Origin of the sequence: Rhizobium sp. SSA_523, assembly GCF_030435705.1 — a bacterium.
Classification (GTDB): Bacteria; Pseudomonadota; Alphaproteobacteria; order Rhizobiales; family Rhizobiaceae; genus Neorhizobium.
In genome coordinates this window covers 285,114-302,571 of sequence record NZ_CP129382.1, presented here as the reverse complement: position 1 = coordinate 302,571, position 17,458 = coordinate 285,114, and the positions used below count along the sequence as shown (strand labels likewise).

17 protein-coding genes and 1 tRNA gene are annotated in these 17,458 nt (G+C 62.4%); 12 read left to right on the top strand and 6 right to left on the bottom strand.

Annotated features, from left to right (window positions below):
- The 3 genes from QTJ18_RS09705 (at position 1) to QTJ18_RS09695 (ending at position 3,696) form a co-directional block, all read left to right on the top strand.
- On the top strand, positions 1–1,128 hold the full coding sequence (locus QTJ18_RS09705; RefSeq protein WP_252751901.1) for an MFS transporter: 1,128 nt from the start codon (positions 1–3) through the stop codon (positions 1,126–1,128).
- 298 nt (positions 1,129–1,426) lie between these two features.
- Positions 1,427–1,714: a XapX domain-containing protein gene (locus QTJ18_RS09700; protein WP_252751617.1), complete on the top strand. Its 288-nt coding sequence runs from the start codon at positions 1,427–1,429 to the stop codon at positions 1,712–1,714.
- Complete coding sequence (locus tag QTJ18_RS09695; protein ID WP_252751618.1) at positions 1,714–3,696, top strand: amidohydrolase; 1,983 nt, start codon at positions 1,714–1,716, stop codon at positions 3,694–3,696. Before QTJ18_RS09700 ends, QTJ18_RS09695 begins: the two co-directional genes overlap by 1 nt.
- A gap of 51 nt (positions 3,697–3,747) precedes the next feature.
- On the opposite strand, the gene QTJ18_RS09690 is transcribed toward QTJ18_RS09695, so the two are convergent.
- Positions 3,748–4,449: a pirin family protein gene (locus QTJ18_RS09690; RefSeq protein WP_252751619.1), complete on the bottom strand. Its 702-nt coding sequence runs from the start codon at positions 4,447–4,449 to the stop codon at positions 3,748–3,750.
- A 331-nt stretch (positions 4,450–4,780) separates the two neighbouring features.
- Here QTJ18_RS09690 and QTJ18_RS09685 point away from each other — a divergent pair, with 331 nt between their 5' ends.
- Both QTJ18_RS09685 and QTJ18_RS09680 read left to right on the top strand, forming a co-directional pair.
- Positions 4,781–5,071 (top strand): type II toxin-antitoxin system TacA family antitoxin, encoded by a 291-nt coding sequence (locus tag QTJ18_RS09685; protein WP_252751620.1) that lies wholly within the window; start codon positions 4,781–4,783, stop codon positions 5,069–5,071.
- 23 nt (positions 5,072–5,094) lie between these two features.
- The gene (locus tag QTJ18_RS09680; protein WP_252751621.1) at positions 5,095–5,583 is read left to right on the top strand and encodes a GNAT family N-acetyltransferase; all 489 of its coding nucleotides are present in this window, start codon (positions 5,095–5,097) and stop codon (positions 5,581–5,583) included.
- Positions 5,584–5,757: 174 nt separating this feature from the next.
- On the opposite strand, the gene QTJ18_RS09675 is transcribed toward QTJ18_RS09680, so the two are convergent.
- A tRNA-Ser gene (locus QTJ18_RS09675) sits at positions 5,758–5,848 on the bottom strand.
- 174 nt (positions 5,849–6,022) lie between these two features.
- On the bottom strand, positions 6,023–7,255 hold the full coding sequence (locus QTJ18_RS09670; RefSeq protein ID WP_252751622.1) for an NAD(P)/FAD-dependent oxidoreductase: 1,233 nt from the start codon (positions 7,253–7,255) through the stop codon (positions 6,023–6,025).
- A gap of 241 nt (positions 7,256–7,496) precedes the next feature.
- On the opposite strand from QTJ18_RS09670, the gene QTJ18_RS09665 reads away from it, so the two are divergent.
- Together QTJ18_RS09665 and QTJ18_RS09660 are read left to right on the top strand one after the other, a co-directional pair.
- The gene (locus QTJ18_RS09665; RefSeq protein WP_252751623.1) at positions 7,497–7,820 is read left to right on the top strand and encodes a hypothetical protein; all 324 of its coding nucleotides are present in this window, start codon (positions 7,497–7,499) and stop codon (positions 7,818–7,820) included.
- Between the two features lie 132 nt (positions 7,821–7,952).
- Complete coding sequence (locus tag QTJ18_RS09660; protein ID WP_252751624.1) at positions 7,953–9,071, top strand: pyridoxal phosphate-dependent aminotransferase; 1,119 nt, start codon at positions 7,953–7,955, stop codon at positions 9,069–9,071.
- Positions 9,072–9,175: 104 nt separating this feature from the next.
- Here the strand turns inward: QTJ18_RS09660 and QTJ18_RS09655 are convergent, their stop codons facing one another.
- On the bottom strand, positions 9,176–9,442 hold the full coding sequence (locus QTJ18_RS09655; RefSeq protein ID WP_252751625.1) for a sel1 repeat family protein: 267 nt from the start codon (positions 9,440–9,442) through the stop codon (positions 9,176–9,178).
- Between the two features lie 505 nt (positions 9,443–9,947).
- On the opposite strand from QTJ18_RS09655, the gene QTJ18_RS09650 reads away from it, so the two are divergent.
- The 3 genes from QTJ18_RS09650 to amn all read left to right on the top strand — a co-directional run bounded on the left by QTJ18_RS09650 (position 9,948) and on the right by amn (position 12,247).
- Positions 9,948–10,289 (top strand): DUF2147 domain-containing protein, encoded by a 342-nt coding sequence (locus tag QTJ18_RS09650; RefSeq protein WP_252751626.1) that lies wholly within the window; start codon positions 9,948–9,950, stop codon positions 10,287–10,289.
- Between the two features lie 198 nt (positions 10,290–10,487).
- Positions 10,488–10,655, top strand: a complete 168-nt coding sequence (locus QTJ18_RS09645; protein ID WP_252751627.1) for a hypothetical protein — start codon at positions 10,488–10,490, stop codon at positions 10,653–10,655.
- 92 nt (positions 10,656–10,747) lie between these two features.
- Complete coding sequence (gene amn, locus QTJ18_RS09640; RefSeq protein ID WP_252751628.1) at positions 10,748–12,247, top strand: AMP nucleosidase; 1,500 nt, start codon at positions 10,748–10,750, stop codon at positions 12,245–12,247.
- A 139-nt stretch (positions 12,248–12,386) separates the two neighbouring features.
- On the opposite strand, the gene QTJ18_RS09635 is transcribed toward amn, so the two are convergent.
- Positions 12,387–13,349 carry a lysylphosphatidylglycerol synthase domain-containing protein gene (locus QTJ18_RS09635; RefSeq protein WP_252751629.1) on the bottom strand — a complete coding sequence of 321 codons (963 nt, stop codon included), beginning with the start codon at positions 13,347–13,349 and terminating at the stop codon, positions 12,387–12,389.
- 89 nt (positions 13,350–13,438) lie between these two features.
- Here QTJ18_RS09635 and QTJ18_RS09630 point away from each other — a divergent pair, with 89 nt between their 5' ends.
- Together QTJ18_RS09630 and QTJ18_RS09625 are read left to right on the top strand one after the other, a co-directional pair.
- Complete coding sequence (locus tag QTJ18_RS09630) at positions 13,439–14,458, top strand: glycosyltransferase family 2 protein (protein WP_252751630.1); 1,020 nt, start codon at positions 13,439–13,441, stop codon at positions 14,456–14,458.
- Positions 14,439–15,953, top strand: coding sequence for an ArnT family glycosyltransferase (locus QTJ18_RS09625; RefSeq protein WP_252751631.1), 1,515 nt, complete (start codon positions 14,439–14,441; stop codon positions 15,951–15,953). Before QTJ18_RS09630 ends, QTJ18_RS09625 begins: the two co-directional genes overlap by 20 nt.
- Here QTJ18_RS09625 and QTJ18_RS09620 read toward each other — a convergent pair whose 3' ends face one another.
- A complete protein-coding gene (locus QTJ18_RS09620; protein ID WP_252751632.1) occupies positions 15,954–17,321 on the bottom strand; it encodes an aspartate aminotransferase family protein in 1,368 nt (455 codons plus the stop codon).
- Between the last annotated feature and the right edge of the window lie 137 nt (positions 17,322–17,458).

Sequence of the window (17,458 nt, the reverse complement as noted above, 5' to 3'; positions counted from 1 at the left end):
ATGGCCGCAGCCAGCGGCATTGCCGTTGCCAATATCTATTACAACCAGCCCATGCTGGGGCTGATCGAAGCCGAATTCCCGCACCAGCCGGCCATCGGCCTGATCCCAACGGCGACGCAGCTCGGCTATGCGCTGGGTCTGTTCTTTCTTCTGCCGCTCGGCGACATGGTCCATCGACGCAAGCTGATCATCGGCCAGTTCATCGTGCTGGCCTTGGCCCTGGCTCTGACAGCGCTGGCGCCGACCGCCTGGACGCTTGTGATCGCCTCCCTGCTGGTCGGAGCGAGTTCGACGGTGGCGCAGCAGATCGTACCCTTCGCCGCCTCGCTGACCAGTCCCGCCCGGCGCGGCGCCACCATCGGCACCGTCATGGCCGGCGTGCTGTCCGGCATTCTGCTGAGCCGTACGCTGTCGGGTTTCGTCGGCGCCAATGCGGGCTTTCGCGACATGTTCTGGCTGGGCGTGCCGCTGGCGCTGGCGGCGGCAGGCCTGATGGCGGCCACTTTGCCGCATCATCGGCCGGTCTCGCCTCTGTCCTACAGCTCCGCGCTCGGCTCGCTCGTCCATCTCTGGAAGCGTGAACCGCGGCTGCGCACGGCGGCCCTGATGCAGGCGGCGCTGTTTGCCTCCTTCACCGCCTTCTGGACCGTTCTGGCCCTCTACCTCGCCTCGCCACAATTCGGCCTCGGCGCCGATATTGCGGGCCTGTTCGGCATTATCGGCGCCGCCGGCATCTTTGCCGCTCCGCTGGCCGGCCGCGTCGCCGATCGTCACGGACCGCATCTGGTCGTCTGGCTCGGCGCGCTCCTGGTCATGGCCGCCTGGATGATCTTCGGCCTGTGGACCTCGCTGGCGGCGCTCGTCATCGGCGTCATCGTTCTGGATTTCGGCGTGCAGAGCGCGCTCATTTCCAACCAGCACATTGTCTATGCGCTGGATCCCGCAGCCCGCAGCCGCATCAATACCGTCTTCATGACCTCCATGTTCCTTGGCGGCGCCGCGGGCGCGGCGCTCTCCACCTTCCTCTGGTCGCATGGCGGATGGGGCGGTGTGGCGCTCATGGGCGCGGCGCTTGCCATAGTGGCGCTGGGCATTCGCGCGGTCTCGCCGGACAGGACGAAAGGGTGAGCCTGAGGCGGAGCGCCACGAGACGCTGTCTCTGGTCTTTCTCCTTCTCTTACTCTCTCTTCTCTCCCTTACTCTCTCTTCTCTCCCTTCTCTCTCTTCTCTCCCTTCTCTCTCTTACTCTCTCCGTGCCTTTGTCGCAGCCGTGTCAGCGTGCCGCGGCAAAGGCCGGTCGGAGCCTTGCAATCCCTTCACAAGCGAAACGTCCAAAATTCTGCAGCATGGACAAGCGGCCGCCCCTGACGTGGATTAGATTTGACTATTCGCATGCCCAGGGCTTTCGAAGGACGGGAACTGAACCATGAAAATCTACCTGATGTCGCTCGGCGCCGGCCTTCTCGTCGGCATTGTCTATAGCCTGCTGAATGTCCGCTCGCCGGCCCCGCCGGTCATCGCGCTGGTGGGCCTCTTCGGAATCCTTCTCGGCGAGCAGGTCATTCCGCTTGCCAGGACATTGCTGAAGAGCGAGCCCGCGGCCCTTTCCTGGCTGCAGCAGATCAAGCCGCATATGTTCGGCCACCTTCCGAAAGGGGGCGAACACGGCCAGATTGCACATCATCATGGGACGTCTATAGAGGAGCAGAGCTGATGACGACGCGTCGCACTTTCCTGGGAGGAGCGTCGAGCCTGGCCTTCTCGAACCTCATTGCACCGGCAAACGCCGCCGATCGCAAGCAGACCGGAGTAGATGACATGCATCCCGACCTGATCCTTCACAATGGCCGCTTCACGACGCTCGACCGCACCAGGCCGGCGGCGTCTGCCGTCGCCATCAAGGATGGCCTGTTCCTGGCCGTGGGAGAGGATCGCGACATCATGGCCCTTGCCGCATCCGGCACGCGGATCGTCGATCTGAAGGGCCGGCGCGTCCTGCCCGGCCTGATCGACAACCACACCCATGTCGTGCGCGGCGGCCTCAATTATAATATGGAGCTGCGCTGGGACGGCGTCCGCTCGCTGGCCGATGCCATGGACATGTTGAAGCGGCAGGTGGCGATCACGCCGGCGCCGCAATGGGTGCGGGTCGTCGGCGGCTTCACCGAGCATCAGTTCGTCGAAAAGCGCCTGCCGACGATCGAGGAAATCAATGCCGTCGCTCCGGACACGCCGGTCTTCCTGCTGCACCTTTACGACCGGGCACTGCTCAACGCGGCCGCCCTGCGCGCCGTCGGCTATACCAGCGACACGCCCGACCCGCCGGGCGGCGAGATCACCCGCGATGCCAAGGGCAATCCGACGGGCCTGCTGCTTGCCAAGCCGAATGCCGGCATTCTTTATTCGACGCTTGCCAAGGGGCCGAAGCTCCCGCTCGACTACCAGGTGAATTCGACGCGGCATTTCATGCGCGAACTGAACCGGCTTGGCGTGACGGGCGTCATCGATGCCGGCGGCGGCTTCCAGAACTATCCGGACGATTACCAGGTGATCCAGAAGCTCTCGGACGAGAACCAGATGACGGTGCGGCTGGCCTACAATCTCTTCACCCAGAAGCCCAAGCAGGAAAAGGAGGATTTCCTGAACTGGACGGCCAATGTCAAATACAAGCAGGGCAATGACTACTTCCGCCACAATGGCGCGGGCGAAATGCTGGTCTTCTCTGCGGCCGATTTCGAGGATTTCCGCCAGCCGCGCCCGGAAATGGCACCGGAAATGGAAGGCGAGCTGGAAGAGGTTGTGCGGGTGCTTGCCGAGAACCGCTGGCCCTGGCGCCTGCACGCCACCTATGACGAGACGATCTCGCGCGCCCTCGATGTGTTCGAGAAGGTCGACAAGGATATTCCGCTCGACGGCTTGAACTGGTTCTTCGACCATGCGGAGACGATTTCCGAACGGTCCATCGACCGGATCGCAGCGCTTGGCGGCGGCATCGCCACCCAGCATCGCATGGCCTATCAGGGCGAGTATTTCGTCGAACGCTACGGCCATGGCGTGGCCGAAGCCACGCCGCCGATCAAGCGCATGCTCGACAAGGGCGTGAATGTCTCCGCCGGCACCGATGCCACCCGCGTTGCCTCCTATAATCCCTGGGTCTCGCTGTCCTGGATGGTGACCGGCAAGACGGTGGGCGGCATGCAGCTCTATCCGCGCGCCAATTGCCTGGATCGCGAGACGGCGCTTCGCATGTGGACGGAGAAGGTTACCTGGTTCTCCAATGAAGAAGGCAAGAAGGGCCGCATTGAAAAAGGGCAGTTCGCCGACCTCATCGTGCCCGACAAGGATTTCTTCGCCTGCGCCGAGGACGAGATCTCCTTCTTGACCTCGGACCTGACCATGGTCGGTGGCAAGATCGTCTATGGCGCGGGCGCGTTCAAGGCACTCGACGAAAGCGATGTCCCGCCTGCCATGCCGGACTGGTCGCCGGTGCGCACATTCGGCGGTTACGCGGCCTGGGGCGAACCGGACGGTGCCGGCGCCCGCTCCTTGCGCCGCACCGCAATCTCCACCTGCGGCTGCGCCAGCACCTGCGGCGTGCACGGCCATGACCATGCCGGCGCCTGGACATCGAAGCTTCCAATCGCGGATCTCAAGGGCTTCTTCGGCGCGCTCGGCTGCTCGTGCTGGGCCGTGTGAGGCTTGTCGATCGCATTGAGACGCCGGGCCTGAACGCCCGGCGTTCTTGTGTCAGCGGCGCATATCGAAGAGCAGCGCCCGGCCATCCGTGATCCAATGCAGGTCCGGAATACCATCGGGCCCGATCTGGATCCCGTCGCCGCCGGCCAGCCTTTCATCATCCATCATGGCCAGGCCTTCCACGATGTGGAGATAGGTCAGACGGCCCTGCGGCGCCGGCACGCTCAGCCGGTCGCCGTCGCGCGGATGGGCGAGGAAGAGCTGCGTATCGCCATGCAATTCCAGCGGCGCCCCCTCGCCCCGCCCGGCGGCGATGCGCGTGAAGCCACGGCTTGCCTCTGGATCCGGCAGAGCCACCTGCTGGTAGCGCGGCGCTTCACCCGTCGCATCCGGGATCAGCCAGATCTGCAGAAAATGCGCCGATTCGTCTGGGGAAGCATTCATTTCCGAATGGCGAACCCCGCTTCCGGCATACATCATCTGTGCCTCGCCGGTCCTGATGGTGACGCTATTGCCGAGCGTATCCTTGTGGCGAAGGGCGCCTGACAGAACGATGGTCAGAATGTCCATATCCGAATGACCATGTTCGGAGAAACCGGAGCCCGGCGCAATGCGATCCTCGTTGATGACGCGCAGGGCGCCAAAGCCCATGCGGGTCGGGTCCTGAAAGCCGCCGAAGGAAAAGGTGTGGTAGCTGTTCAGCCAGCCGGTATCGGTATGGCCGCGCGACATGTTTTCGTGAATGAGGGTCATCTTGAACACTCCTGGCGCTTCTGACGCTCCAACGCGTTTGACGGTGCCCTTGCGGCGCCGTGTCTGAGGCGAATGTAAGCGATCCATCGTTCAACGATAGACGGGTTATCGTCGCCAGATTGTTCGTAAAATGTTGACAGTGAACGTGCCGGATTGTAGCGGATCGCTGCGCGCCTGGCTCTTCGTCAGCCGCGAAGGCAGATCACGGCCGCGCGTCCATACTGGCCGGGAAAGGCAAACTCGCGCCAGCCGTAGACCACGCTTGCAGGTGCCTCTCGACCTTGATGCTACCGGCATTTTGCCGTATATTACAGTCCAAAGGAGCTATCCGATGCCAAGACCCGCTGGTGAAATCGAAACCGCTCGTCTCGAAGCGCGCGTTCCCGTCGCTGTTTACGAGCAGATGCAGCGTGCCGCCCGTCTTCGCGGCATGACGCTTACGGGATTTTTGCTTGCAACTGCGGGCGAGGATGCCCGCCGTACGGTTGAGGAAGCCGATGTGTTGCGTCTCGCTGCCGAAGATCAGCTTCGCTTTGCCAAGGCATTGATCGATCCGCCGGCACCCAATGCCAAGCTCGAACGTGCCGCCAAACGTCACGCCGAGCTCATTGCGCCCCGGTGAATGCGCGTTTTGCAATAGAGGCTTTGGCCAAAAGCCATCGACGCAAGACGTTTTCCTGCGGAAACGGCAGGATCGATCAATACTTTCGCGAGACCGTCACGCAAGACATCAAACGTCGATATGCGACGTGCTTTGTTGCCCGCGACCTTGGAAGCGATCGGATTGCGGGTTTTTATACCCTCTCCTCCAGCAACGTCCCGTTGACCGCAGTTCCCGAGCCCTTAAAGAGCCGCCTGCCGCGCTATCCGACTGTGCCGGCTGTGCTGATTGGTCGGCTCGGTCGCGATCAGTCCTATGCCGGTTTGGGGCTTGGCGAAGCTCTGCTGTTCGACGCGATCAAAACGGTCTCCGAGGCTCCGATTGGCGCGCACGCAATTTTCGCCGATGCCATCGACGACAGGGCCGCCGCCTTTTATGCAGGCTTCGGATTTACGCCGCTGGCTGATCGACGAAACACCCTCTATCTGCCTGTTGCGACAGCGCGGAGCCTTTTGACGAGAGGCACGCCATAACCCCGCACCCCCGCGCGATGGAAATGAAGCCACCTCTGCGTCGCCCTGGCGCAGGGCGTCGACGTGAGTGACAGCCATATCGCGTCGCAGGGCCGAAGACAAAACTCGTACGGATGCTGGTTGATGCAACAGGGGGGAATTGGGGGGATCAACGTGCCCGCTCAGGCACTGGAATGGCGGAGAGGAAGGGATTCGAACCCTCGATACGCTTTTGACGTATACTCCCTTAGCAGGGGAGCGCCTTCGACCACTCGGCCACCTCTCCGGTGCGGACGTGCTTATTGCGGTCGGCATGCGATTGCAAGGCATTTTGCGAATGGCCGCCGATTTTCCCTTCAAAAATTCGGCGGTCATGCCTGTTGCGATTGCCGGGCCCCGGCCCGACGGCCTCGCCGGATGACGAAGCGGAAGACCGATTTCCGCTTCTTTGCCCAATGCTCTACGCAAGAAGCAGTTTCAGGTCCATTTGCGGGTCTAACAGCACGGCGCGGTCCAGATCCCGCCCCATCTCCACCCGTCCCATGTCCAGAAGCTTCTTGCCGGTCACATAGGCCTTGCCGTCATTGATGGCATCGACGGCGACGAAGCGATCCTGCCGGAAATACCAGATGGAAACCGCGCCTTCCCGCGCGCCCGCGCGCACGATCGTTTCGTCATAGCCGAGATTGAGGCCGGCGATCTGCAGCTTCACATCATACTGGTCCGACCAGAACCAGGGTTTGGCATCATAGGCTGTCGGCGTTCCGGCCAGCGTGGCGGCAACGGCCTCGGCCTGGTCCACCGCATTCTGCACTGATTCGAGGCGCACCCTTTCCCCTTGCCACGGCAGTTCGGCGCAATCGCCCACCGCGAAGATCGCCGGATCGCTCGTCCTGGCATGATCATCCACGACAATGCCATTGCCCACCTCCAGGCCCGCCAGTTCGGCAAGCTCGGTATTGGCCGTGACGCCGATGCCGACGATCACCAGATCCGCAGGGATGACCGAGCCATCCGAGAGCTCGGCCGAAACGACATGGTCGTTTTCGCCAGTCAACCGGGTCAGGCCCGTCCCTTCGCGGATGGTGACCCCATGGCCCTGGTGGACGGCCCGCATGATATCGGCCGTTTCGCTGGACGCCACCCGTTTCAGGATCCGGTCCGCCATTTCGATGACGGTCACCCGCATGCCCTTGTGGCAGGCAACCGCCGCAGCCTCGAGGCCGATATAGCCGCCGCCGATGATCAGCGCGTGCCGCCCCGCCTGCATGGCGCCGGCAAGGCGATCGGCATCGCGCTTGTCGCGCATGACGCAGACGCCCTGAAGCTCCCCGCCCACGGCCGGCGGCAAGCGACGCGGCGCGGCACCGGTGGCCAGAACCAGCTGCCCATAGTCGACGAAACTGCCATCCTGCAGGCGCACGCGGCGCTTGTCGCGATCGATCTCTTCGACGAAAACCGCAAGCCACAGGTCGACATCGTTTTCCGCGTACCAGGCCTGCGGCCGGAACAGGAGGCGCGAGAATTCCATGTCGCCCAGAAGGTATTTCTTCGACAGCGGCGGCCGCTGATAGGGAGGCACGTCTTCGGCGCTGAGAATGGTGATGGGACGCGTGTCCTTCAGCAATCGAAGCCTGGAGGCCAGCGCGAATGCCGCCTGGCCGCCCCCGATAATGACCAGCCTGTCTGTCATCTGCGCTTCAGCTCCTGCTGTTAAAAACATACGTGATGGCCAAGGGGTAGCGCCGCCGAAGGCGTGGCGTCAACGCGAAAAGAAGACAAGAGCGCCCGACCGACATGGCACAAAACAGGCAGATCGATCGGATTTGACGCGGCGTTTTCAGCAGACATCAAGAAAGATGGCCTAGATTGAACCAGTGAGGACCAATATGGGAGGGTTTGCGATGCCCTTGGACATTCGCAGAGATACGCGCATGACAGCAAAGCAGGACGACGGTTTCGAGAAATTCCAGATCGACCGCCCAGGCAAGATCATTTTCGTCGAGCGGCATCTGAGCACGAAGACGCAGGTGCGCTGCCTGATCCGCCGCGTCTCGCGCTCCGGCGCGGAGCTGGATATTGCGCCAAGCCTCACCGTGCCGAAGAACTTCTTTCTCGAAATCCTCGGCATTCGCGGCGAAATTGGCGCGACCCTGACGACGCGCGAAGAGGAAAAGGTCAAGATTTCCTTCAACATGCTGCTGGATCCGGATTTCCTGCATCATGTGCTGCGCGTCTGTTTCCAGACGCTGCACTGATCTCCGGGCGCGCCTTGGCACAGCTGAGGCAGAACCGGCCGAGATCCTGTTATTGCCGCGAGGAACGGCTTTTCGTCGCGCCGAAACATGCCTATGGTGCGGCGGCTTTTGCTAAAACCGGATCTCCTTCGCATGACAGGCTTCGCGCGTTTCACCCCTCTTCTGTCCAGCCTTCCCGCCACCGTGCCCTTTGTTGGGCCGGAGGCGATCGAGCGCAACCGCCATTTGAAGGTGCAAGCCCGGATCGGCGCCAATGAAAGCGGCTTCGGCCCTGCCCCCTCGGTGCTCGAGGCGATCGCGCAGGCGGCCCGGGAGACCTGGAAATATGCCGATCCGGAAAATTTCGAGCTGAAGCAGGCCCTGGCGGCCCATCTCGGGTGCCGGCCGGAGAACCTGGCGATCGGCGAGGGAATTGATTCGCTGCTGGGCCACATCGTGCGCATGGTGATCGAGCCCGGAATGACCGTCGCCACCTCGCTCGGCGCCTATCCCACCTTCAACTTTCATGTGGCGGGCTATGGCGGGCGCCTGGTGACGACGCCTTACCGCAATGATCGGGAGGATCTCGACGGTCTTCTGGATCTCGTCCGGCGCGAAAATGCCGCCCTCGTCTACCTTGCCAATCCGGATAACCCGATGGGCAGCTGGTGGGATGCGGAGCGGGTCGTGGAATTTGCGAAGGCGGTGCCGGAAACTTGCCTGCTGATACTCGACGAGGCTTATTGCGAAACGGCGCCGGACGGAACGACGCCCCCTATTGCCGCGCTGATCGACCGGCCCAATGTGATGCGCACGCGCACCTTTTCCAAGGCCTATGGCCTGGCGGGCGCCCGCATCGGCTATGTGATCAGCACTTTCGAGAATGCGCAGGCTTTCGACAAGATCCGCCACCATTTCGGCATGCCGCGGATCAGCATTGCGGCCGCACTTGCCGCCTTGCAGGATCAGGCCTATCTCGGCGAAGCGATCGCCGCCATCAAAGGCTCACGGGAACGGATCGCCGCTATTGCCCGGCAGAACGGCCTCACCCCCCTTGCCTCCGCAACGAATTTCGTGGCGATCGACTGCGGCCGCGATGGCGCCTATGCTCGTGCCATCGTCGATGGCCTGATGGAGCACGGTGTCTTCATCCGCATGCCGGGGGTCGCGCCGCTCAACCGCTGCATCCGCGTGAGTGCCGGGATCGATGCGGACATGGCGCTTCTGGAAGAGGCCTTGCCGCAGGTGCTGCGCGCGCTCGATCGGCCATGATGCGCCGGCCGCCTGATTCCCGCCTGTCTGATCCCCGCCTGTCTGATCCCCGCCTGCCCGATCTGGCCTGAACTGGCCTGATCTGGCCTGATCTGGCCTGCAGATCAGTGCATGGTCATCCATTCGCGGGCGGCGCGCAAGGCGGCGGCCAGCTGCATCTTCGTCATGGTCTGGGCCAGATCGCAGCGCAATTCGGCGGCGCGGTCGGAGCCCTTGATGGCGGCGATGTTCAGCCACTTGTGAGCGGCGATGAGATCGACGTCGCAACCCCGACCCGTTGCATACATGAGACCCATGTCGCAGAAGGTTTCGGCGCGGGCTTCGCCGGCCATCGGAGCCATTTCGGAAGCATTCATGTCAAAGCGTGCCATTGGTCAGATCCCTGTTTAACCTGTTCTCGTCGAAGTCCCTGTCTTGCCTTTGCCACTCTGGGCAGAACCGTCCGGATCACCCTCTTGCAGGGGCTTTTGCGATCCGTCCGGCCGGCAGGTTTTCCCTGCTCGTTTGATGGCTCCACTATGCCCGCCGGCTTTCAAAATTCGCCTAAAATGCATGATTAATTTGATGAAAACAAAGTCCAAAGACTTGGTAAACTTGAGTTTTCGTTAAACATCAGAGGCCTTGCAGGACAGGCGATTGCGGCATCTGGAAAGCTTTGATTCAGCATCGCCGCCTTAACCCGGCCTTCACCATGAACCGCCAATCTGATGTCAGTCCGCAGCGCAGCGACAAAGAATCGACCTCCAAAATACGCCGCGCAGAAGACAGTTTACCTTTACGTGCGCGTAAGTTATTTTGATCTTGATCGATGCCCGTCGATTGCGAGGAGGCACGCGGGCAGTCGAGAACGGGATTTTCGCCAGGAGGAATGACTCGATGATCCGACGCACTGCATGGGTGGCCGCTATTTTATTCTCCAGCATCGCATCGGCCTCGGCAGCCGAACCGATCGTCGGCAGCTGGAAGACCGCCAGCGGCGAGACAGCCACCATCGCCGCCTGCGGCTCTGCCTATTGCGTCACGCTGAAGACCGGCAAATATGCCGGCAAGCAGATCGGCAAGATGAGCGGCACCGGCGGCAGCTACAAGGGCGAGATCACCGACCCGGCGGCCGACAAGACCTATAGCGGGTCGGGCTCCGTCACCGGCAATGCGCTGAAGATGAAGGGCTGCGTGATGTCCGTCTTCTGCAAGACGCAGACCTGGACCCGTCTTTGATCGCCGCTTGACACAGGCTTGCCGGCGCCGGCATGGCACGGGAGATTCAGCCGCGCTCTCCCGCGCTCCCCCACGTTCTGGCCGGCGCGGGAGCCGCAAGGATCTTCATATATTTGAACATGAGGTGAATGGCGGTCTCAGCCAATGTTCAGTCGCCGCCCTGCACAGTGTTTTTCATTGCAGAGCGGGAGAAGAGCAATGTTCAAGATTGCGCGGCGGTTCACCATCATCACCCTGGCCATGGCGGTTTTCGCGGTCTCTCTCTCGGCCTTTGTCGAGGCGCAACGCCGCGAGCCGCGCCTGCAGGCCGGGCAGATCGCTCTGTGCGACCCGTTGAGCGGCAATGCCTGCAGCGGCACGCTTTAAGGATCGCCTCGCAATACATGGGCTCATGTAGATTCTGTCGGAAGCCGACGCAACGTAATTGGCTTGTCAAGAAGAGCGCCCTATAATGCGCCATGAGCAAACGAATCTTCCCACTCTCTTCTCCCAACATCATCAGTCCGGATGCCTATGAGCCTCAGGTCTTCAGTGACGCCGACAAAGCGGTCGACGCGCTGATTGCCCTTTATGAGCGCAATACTGGTTTTCTGATCGAGGCCTTCGGCCATCTGGCCAAGGGCGCGCCGGCTGCCGGCCGTTTCCGCGCCTGCTATCCGCAGGTGACGATCGAGACGATGAGCTTCGGCCATATCGATTCCCGCCTGTCCTATGGCCATGTCACGTCGCCGGGCGTCTATACGACCACCGTGACGCGACCGCGGCTCTTTCGCGACTATCTGCGCGAGCAGCTCGAACTGTTGATGCGCAATCATCATGTTCCGGTGACGATTTCCGAATCGGAGACGCCCATCCCGCTGCATTTCGCCTTTGGCGAGGGCGCCCATGTGGAGGCTTCCGCCTCCAGCGTGATTTCCGACATGTCCCTGCGCGACCTCTTCGACACGCCGGATCTCAACATCACCGACGACCTGATCGCCAATGGCGAGTATGACCAGGTCCAGGGCGAGCCGGCACCGCTGGCACCCTTCACGGCCCAGCGCATCGACTATTCGCTGGCGCGCCTCAGCCATTACACGGCAACCGGCGCGGAGCATTTCCAGAATTTCGTGCTCTTCACCAATTACCAGTTCTATATCGATGAATTCGCCGCCTGGGCGCGCGAGCTGATGGCCAGTGGCGGAGAGGGCTACAGCGAATTCGTCGAACCCGGCAATATCGTCACCCGCGCCGGCTCTACAAAGCCGGTCGATGGAGTGGTGCGCCTGCCGCAAATGCCGGCCTATCACCTGAAGAAGGACGGGCATGCGGGGATTACGCTGGTCAATATCGGCGTCGGCCCTTCGAATGCCAAGACCATCACCGATCACATCGCCGTCCTGCGGCCGCATGCCTGGCTGATGGTCGGGCACTGCGCCGGTCTGCGCAACAGCCAGCGGCTGGGCGATTATGTTCTCGCACATGCCTATATGCGGGAAGACCACGTGCTGGACGACGATCTGCCGGTATGGGTGCCGATCCCGGCGCTGGCCGAGGTGCAGAAGGCGCTGGAGGATGCCGTCGAGGAAATCACCGGGCTCGAAGGCTTCGAACTGAAGCGGATCATGCGCACCGGCACGGTCGCCACCATCGACAACCGCAATTGGGAACTGCGCGACCAGCGCGGGCCGGTCAAGCGGCTCTCCCAGGCGCGCGCCATCGCGCTCGATATGGAATCGGCGACGATCGCGGCCAATGGTTTCCGCTTCCGCGTCCCCTATGGCACGCTGCTCTGCGTGTCGGACAAGCCGCTGCATGGTGAATTGAAGCTGCCGGGCATGGCGACGGAATTCTACCGCACGCAGGTGCGCCAGCATCTGAAGATCGGCATTCGCGCCGTCCAGAAACTTGCCGAAATGCCGACGGAAACGCTCCACTCGCGCAAGCTGCGCAGCTTCTACGAGACGGCTTTCCAGTGACATCGCATGCCGGACGATCGCTGGCGTAAGGCGACCCTTATAGCGTCGGGCGAACCATCGGAGACGGCCCGACGCTACAGAGCTTTCTTCGGCGCAGCGGCTCTATGAAAAACCGGATTCCCCGTTTTGTCCTGATGCTCTAATGCTCCGCCCTGCGTCCGGCGACCAGCATGGCGAGCAGGGTGCCGACCACGGAACTGACGATTACCAGAAGATGGGCATTGACCGCCGCCTTGGCGAGACGGGCAATGGCGGCTTCGGTGTGATCGGCACCGAGGCCGAGCGCACCGGCTGTGATGCCGGCGGGATAGGTGCCGACACCGCCCGGCGCATGCACCGGCAGGACAGAGGAGAGTTCGCCGCCCAGCGCGCCGCCAAAGGCCGGCCCGAGCTTCAGATCGGCGAGCAGGACCAGCACCCAGGCAAGAACCGCCACCTTGACCGCCCAGTTGAGAAGAGTCGCGCCCCAGGCCCTGAGAAAGGCCGGAAGGCTTGCCGGCAGCCCCGCCTCGACCTCGTCCAGGATGGTCTGCAACCTGCCCCCAAGCCCGGCGCGCAGCAAACGAAGGAGCGGACGCCGCAGCAGGAAGCCCGGCCCGGGCGCCAGCGCGAAAAGCAGCCAGAGCAGCCAGGCCGTCGCGGATCGTTCTGCAAGAGCGAGGCCGAAGCCGGCAGCGGCCAGAAGCGCGTGAAGATCGAGCAGGCGCATGACGACCAGCGCCGAACTGGCCCTTGTGAAGGAAACGCCGAACTCCTTCTTCATCAGGAGCGGGAAACTGACTTCGCCGCTGCGAAACGGCATCATGATGTTGAGGAGATTGTGGACCTGGACGAGCCGCAGCAGCAGGCGGAAGCGGCCGCCCGTTTCCAGGGGGAAATAGTCGTGGATTCGCCAGGTTCGCAGCACGTAGGTTGACAGCAGGAGCAGCATTGCCAGGGCCAGGACCGTCCATCCCGCCTCCTGCCAGCGGGAGAGGATTTCACCCCAGCCGAAGAACCACTGGATGAAGGCGAGATAGGCCGCAACCGAGATCAGGGTCACAAGCGCGGTGGCGTTGCGAATCAGCCACGGTTTTCGACTGGCAAGCCTGTCAATCTTCATATAGAGGACGCTTTCGATAGTACGGGCCGTGCGGGAGAGAAGACCTCCACCCCATCTGCGGACGCTGTGAGCTTTAGGAGAAAGATCAGGTGGCGACAACAGCAGAAACGATCGGGACCGCTCCCATATCGACCGACGCTCTGGAGCTGTCGCTTGTCGTTCCCGTCTATAATGAAGAGGAAAGCGTCGGGCCGCTGATCGCCCGCATTCAGGATGCCATGGCCGGTTATCCGGCGCGCTGGGAGCTGATCCTCGTCGATGACGGCAGCACCGATGCGACGCTCGTCAATGCCCGCTCGGCCATTGGACGCGTTGGCCTCGACCTGCATGTGATCGCCCTGCAGCGCAATTTCGGACAGACCGCTGCCATGCAGGCGGGGATCACCCAGGCCCGCGGCCGGCTGATCGCCACGCTGGACGGCGACCTGCAGAACGATCCGCGCGACATTCCCACAATGGTCCAGGAACTGGAGCGGCGCGAACTGGATCTTCTGGTCGGTTGGCGCAAGAACCGGCAGGACGGGCTCTTCCTGCGCAAGGTGCCGTCCTGGATCGCCAATCGCCTGATCGGCCGCATCACCGGCGTGCGCCTGCATGATTACGGCTGCAGCCTGAAGATCTATCGCGCCTCGGTCATCAAGCAGGTGAAGCTGATGGGCGAAATGCACCGCTTCATTCCGGCCTGGGTCGCCGGCGTGGTGCCCAGTTCCCGGATCGGCGAAATGCCGGTCACCCATCACGCGCGCCAGCACGGCGTCTCGAAATACGGGATCTCGCGCACCTTCCGCGTCATCCTCGATCTTCTTTCGGTCATGTTCTTCATGCGCTTCAAGGCGCGGCCGGGGCATTTCTTCGGCTCGCTGGGCCTTGGTCTCGGCGCGCTTTCGGGTCTGATCCTGGCCTATCTGTTCATCGACAAATTCGTTCTCGGCAACGATATCGGCACGCGGCCGCTGTTCATGATCGGCGTCATGCTGTTCCTGTCGGCCGTGCAGCTGATCACCACCGGCATCCTGGCCGAAATGCTGGCCCGCACCTATTACCGGGACGATAGTTCCGTCAGCTACATTGTGAGAGACGTCTACAGCGGTGAGCACCCGAATCCATAACCTCCTCGTTCGCCGCCCGGACATCGTCTTCTGGCTTGTCCTCGGCTATTTCGCGCTATCCGTCATCCTGCGGATCCTGCGCTCCGACAGCCTGCAGAATGACGAGGCGGAACAGCTGTTCCAGTCGCAATTCCTGCTTCTGGGCTATGGCGGCCAGCCGCCTTTCTACAATTGGCTGCAGATCGGCACCTTCAAGCTCTTCGGCCTGTCGGTCGCCAGCGTTTCGCTTCTGAAGAACATCCTGCTGTTCCTCTGCTGCATCTTCTACTGGCGGGCGGCCTCCATGCTCATCGACGACCGGCGGCTGCCGCTGGTGGCCATGCTCGGCGTTCTGGCCATTCCCTCGGTGACCGTGCTGGCGCAGCGCGACCTGACCCATGCCGTGGCCAATCTGTGCCTCGTTTCGATCTTCCTGTGCGTTTTCATCCGGACGATCAAAAGCCCCAGCCTGACGCATTATGTCCTGCTTGGCATCTGCGTGGGGATCGGCGCCATCACCAAGTATAACTTCGTGATCATTCCCCTGGCCGCCGCTCTTGCGGTTCTGCCGGAGGATGCCTTCCGCAAGCGCCTGTTCGACTGGCGCATCCTGGTTGCCGGTGCGGTGGCGGCGGCGATCACGCTGCCGCATTTCATCTGGGTGCTGATGCATCTGGACGCCGCAACGACCGGTACGGTGGAGGCCATGCGCGCCGGCTCGTCCGGCGATCCGGTCCGCGATACGATCCGCGGGCAGATCTCCATCCTGCTGTCGGCACTGAAGGCCGGGGCGCCCGTGATCCTCCTCTTCGCCCTGGTCTTCCGGCGCAGCCTTGGCACCGCCTGGCGCACGCAGACGCCGTGGACCCGCGTCATCGGCCGGATGATCATCGCCTGCCTGGTGCTGGTGGCCCTGATCGGCATCGGCTTCGGTGCGTCCAGCATACGCGAGAAATGGCTGTCGCCCTTCATGCTGCTCTTGCCGCTCTACCTGACCCTGAAACTGGCCGCCGCCGAGATAGACAGCCGCGACAGCATTGCCCGCATGGCGCCGCCGCTGCTCGGCATCATCACAGGCTTCGTCGTCTATCTGGCGATCAGCAATATCGTTGCACCCTATTTCGGCAAATACGGCAAGGAACATGTTCCCTACCGGACCATGCTGGAAGAGGTGATCTCCAAGCGCAGCGAGCGCCCCGCCTATATCATCAGCAGCGATCTGATGACCGCCGGCAATATTCGTCTGCAGCGCCCGGACATCCCGGTCCTCATGCCGGATTTCGTCGAGCCCATACCGCTGTCATCGGCCCAGAAGCGGGGGCCCGGCCTTCTGATCTGGCCCGCCGACGGGGATACGATGCCGGGATCGCTCTCGACGCTTCTGGAAAGCCACGGCATATCGCCGCAATCCCTGCCGGTTGAAACGATCAACGTGCCCTTCAACTTCGCCCAGGACGGGGATGTCATGCGCTTCGGCTATCTCTGGCTGGAACAGGCGCCGCAGGCACAGCGATAATCAGGCAAGTCCCGCATCGCGCAGATGATCGAGCCCCTTGCGCAGGATGCCGATCATCTCGTCCACTTCGCTGCGGGAGATTACGAGCGCCGGCGAGGCCAGCATCCTGTCGCTTGTCGCGCGCATGACCAGGCCGTTTTGCAGGCAGTGATTGCGAACCGCGACGCCCGCATCGTCGGGTTTCTGGAAGCGGCGGCGGGTCGCTTTGTCGGCGGCAAGCTGGATACCGGCGATCAGGCCGACGGCATCCACCTGTCCGACGACCTCGTGATCCTCCAGCGTCTTCAGTGCTGCCGCGAAATAGGGGCCGATATCGTCGCGGACGCGCTCGACCAGCCCCTCCTCCTCGATGATGCGCAGATTTTCCAGAGCCGCCGCCGCGCAGACCGGGTGACCGGAATAGGTGTAGCCGTGATTGAAATCGCCGACCTCCTCGATCATCACCCGCGCCACCCGGTCGCCGACCAGCACGGCGCCGATCGGAAGATAGCCGGAGGACAAGCCTTTGGCGACAGGAGCAAGATCCGGCACGAAGCCGAAATGCTGATGGCCGAACCAGGTGCCGAGACGGCCGAAACCGCAGATCACCTCGTCAGCGACGAGAAGGATGTTGCGCTTTTTGCAGATACGCGCGATTTCAGGCCAGTAGCTGTCCGGCGGCACGATCACGCCGCCCGCGCCCTGCACCGGTTCGGCGACGAAGGCCGCGACATTCTCCTCGCCCAGTTCGTCGATCTTCGCCTCAAGTTCGCGCGCCATTTTCAGGCCGAATTCGGAGGGCGTCAGATCGCCGCCCTCGGCATACCAATAGGGCTGGCCGATATGCGATATTCCCTCGATCGGCAGATTGCCCTGCTCGTGCATATGGCGCATGCCGCCAAGCGAGGCACCGGCAACCGTCGAGCCGTGATAGCCGTTGCGCCGGGCGATCACCTGCGTCTTCGTCGGATGGCCCAGCGCCTTCCAGTAGACGCGCGCCATGCGAAACCAGGTATCCGTCGCCTCGGAGCCGGAATTGGTGAAGAAGACATGGTTCAAGACACCGCCGCCATGCGCGGTGATCTTCTGCGCCAGCAGCGCGGTCGGCGGCGTCGTGGTGCCGAAAAACGTATTGTAGTACGGCAGTTCATTCATCTGCCTTTGCACCGCCTCGGCGATTTCGCGCCGGCCGTAGCCGATATTCACGCACCAGAGGCCGGCAAAGCCGTCGAGATATTTCTTGCCGGCGGCATCGAAAATATAGACCCCTTCGCCCCGCGTGATGATGCGGGTGCCGGTGGCATTCAACTGCTTCATATCGGAGAATGGATGCAGGTGATGGGCGGCATCGATGGCGCCGAGATTGGAATGAGACGTCGATGAAGTCACGCAAGTTTCCCCGCAGGATTTGAACCGCCGGTGGCGGCTTGCCCTGGCTGATTGTAAGGCGGTTTCCGATCGGCTACGAACATGGACCATGGGGAACGGGTTTGGCAAGCAGTCGCAGGTTTTCGCGGTTCCAACGC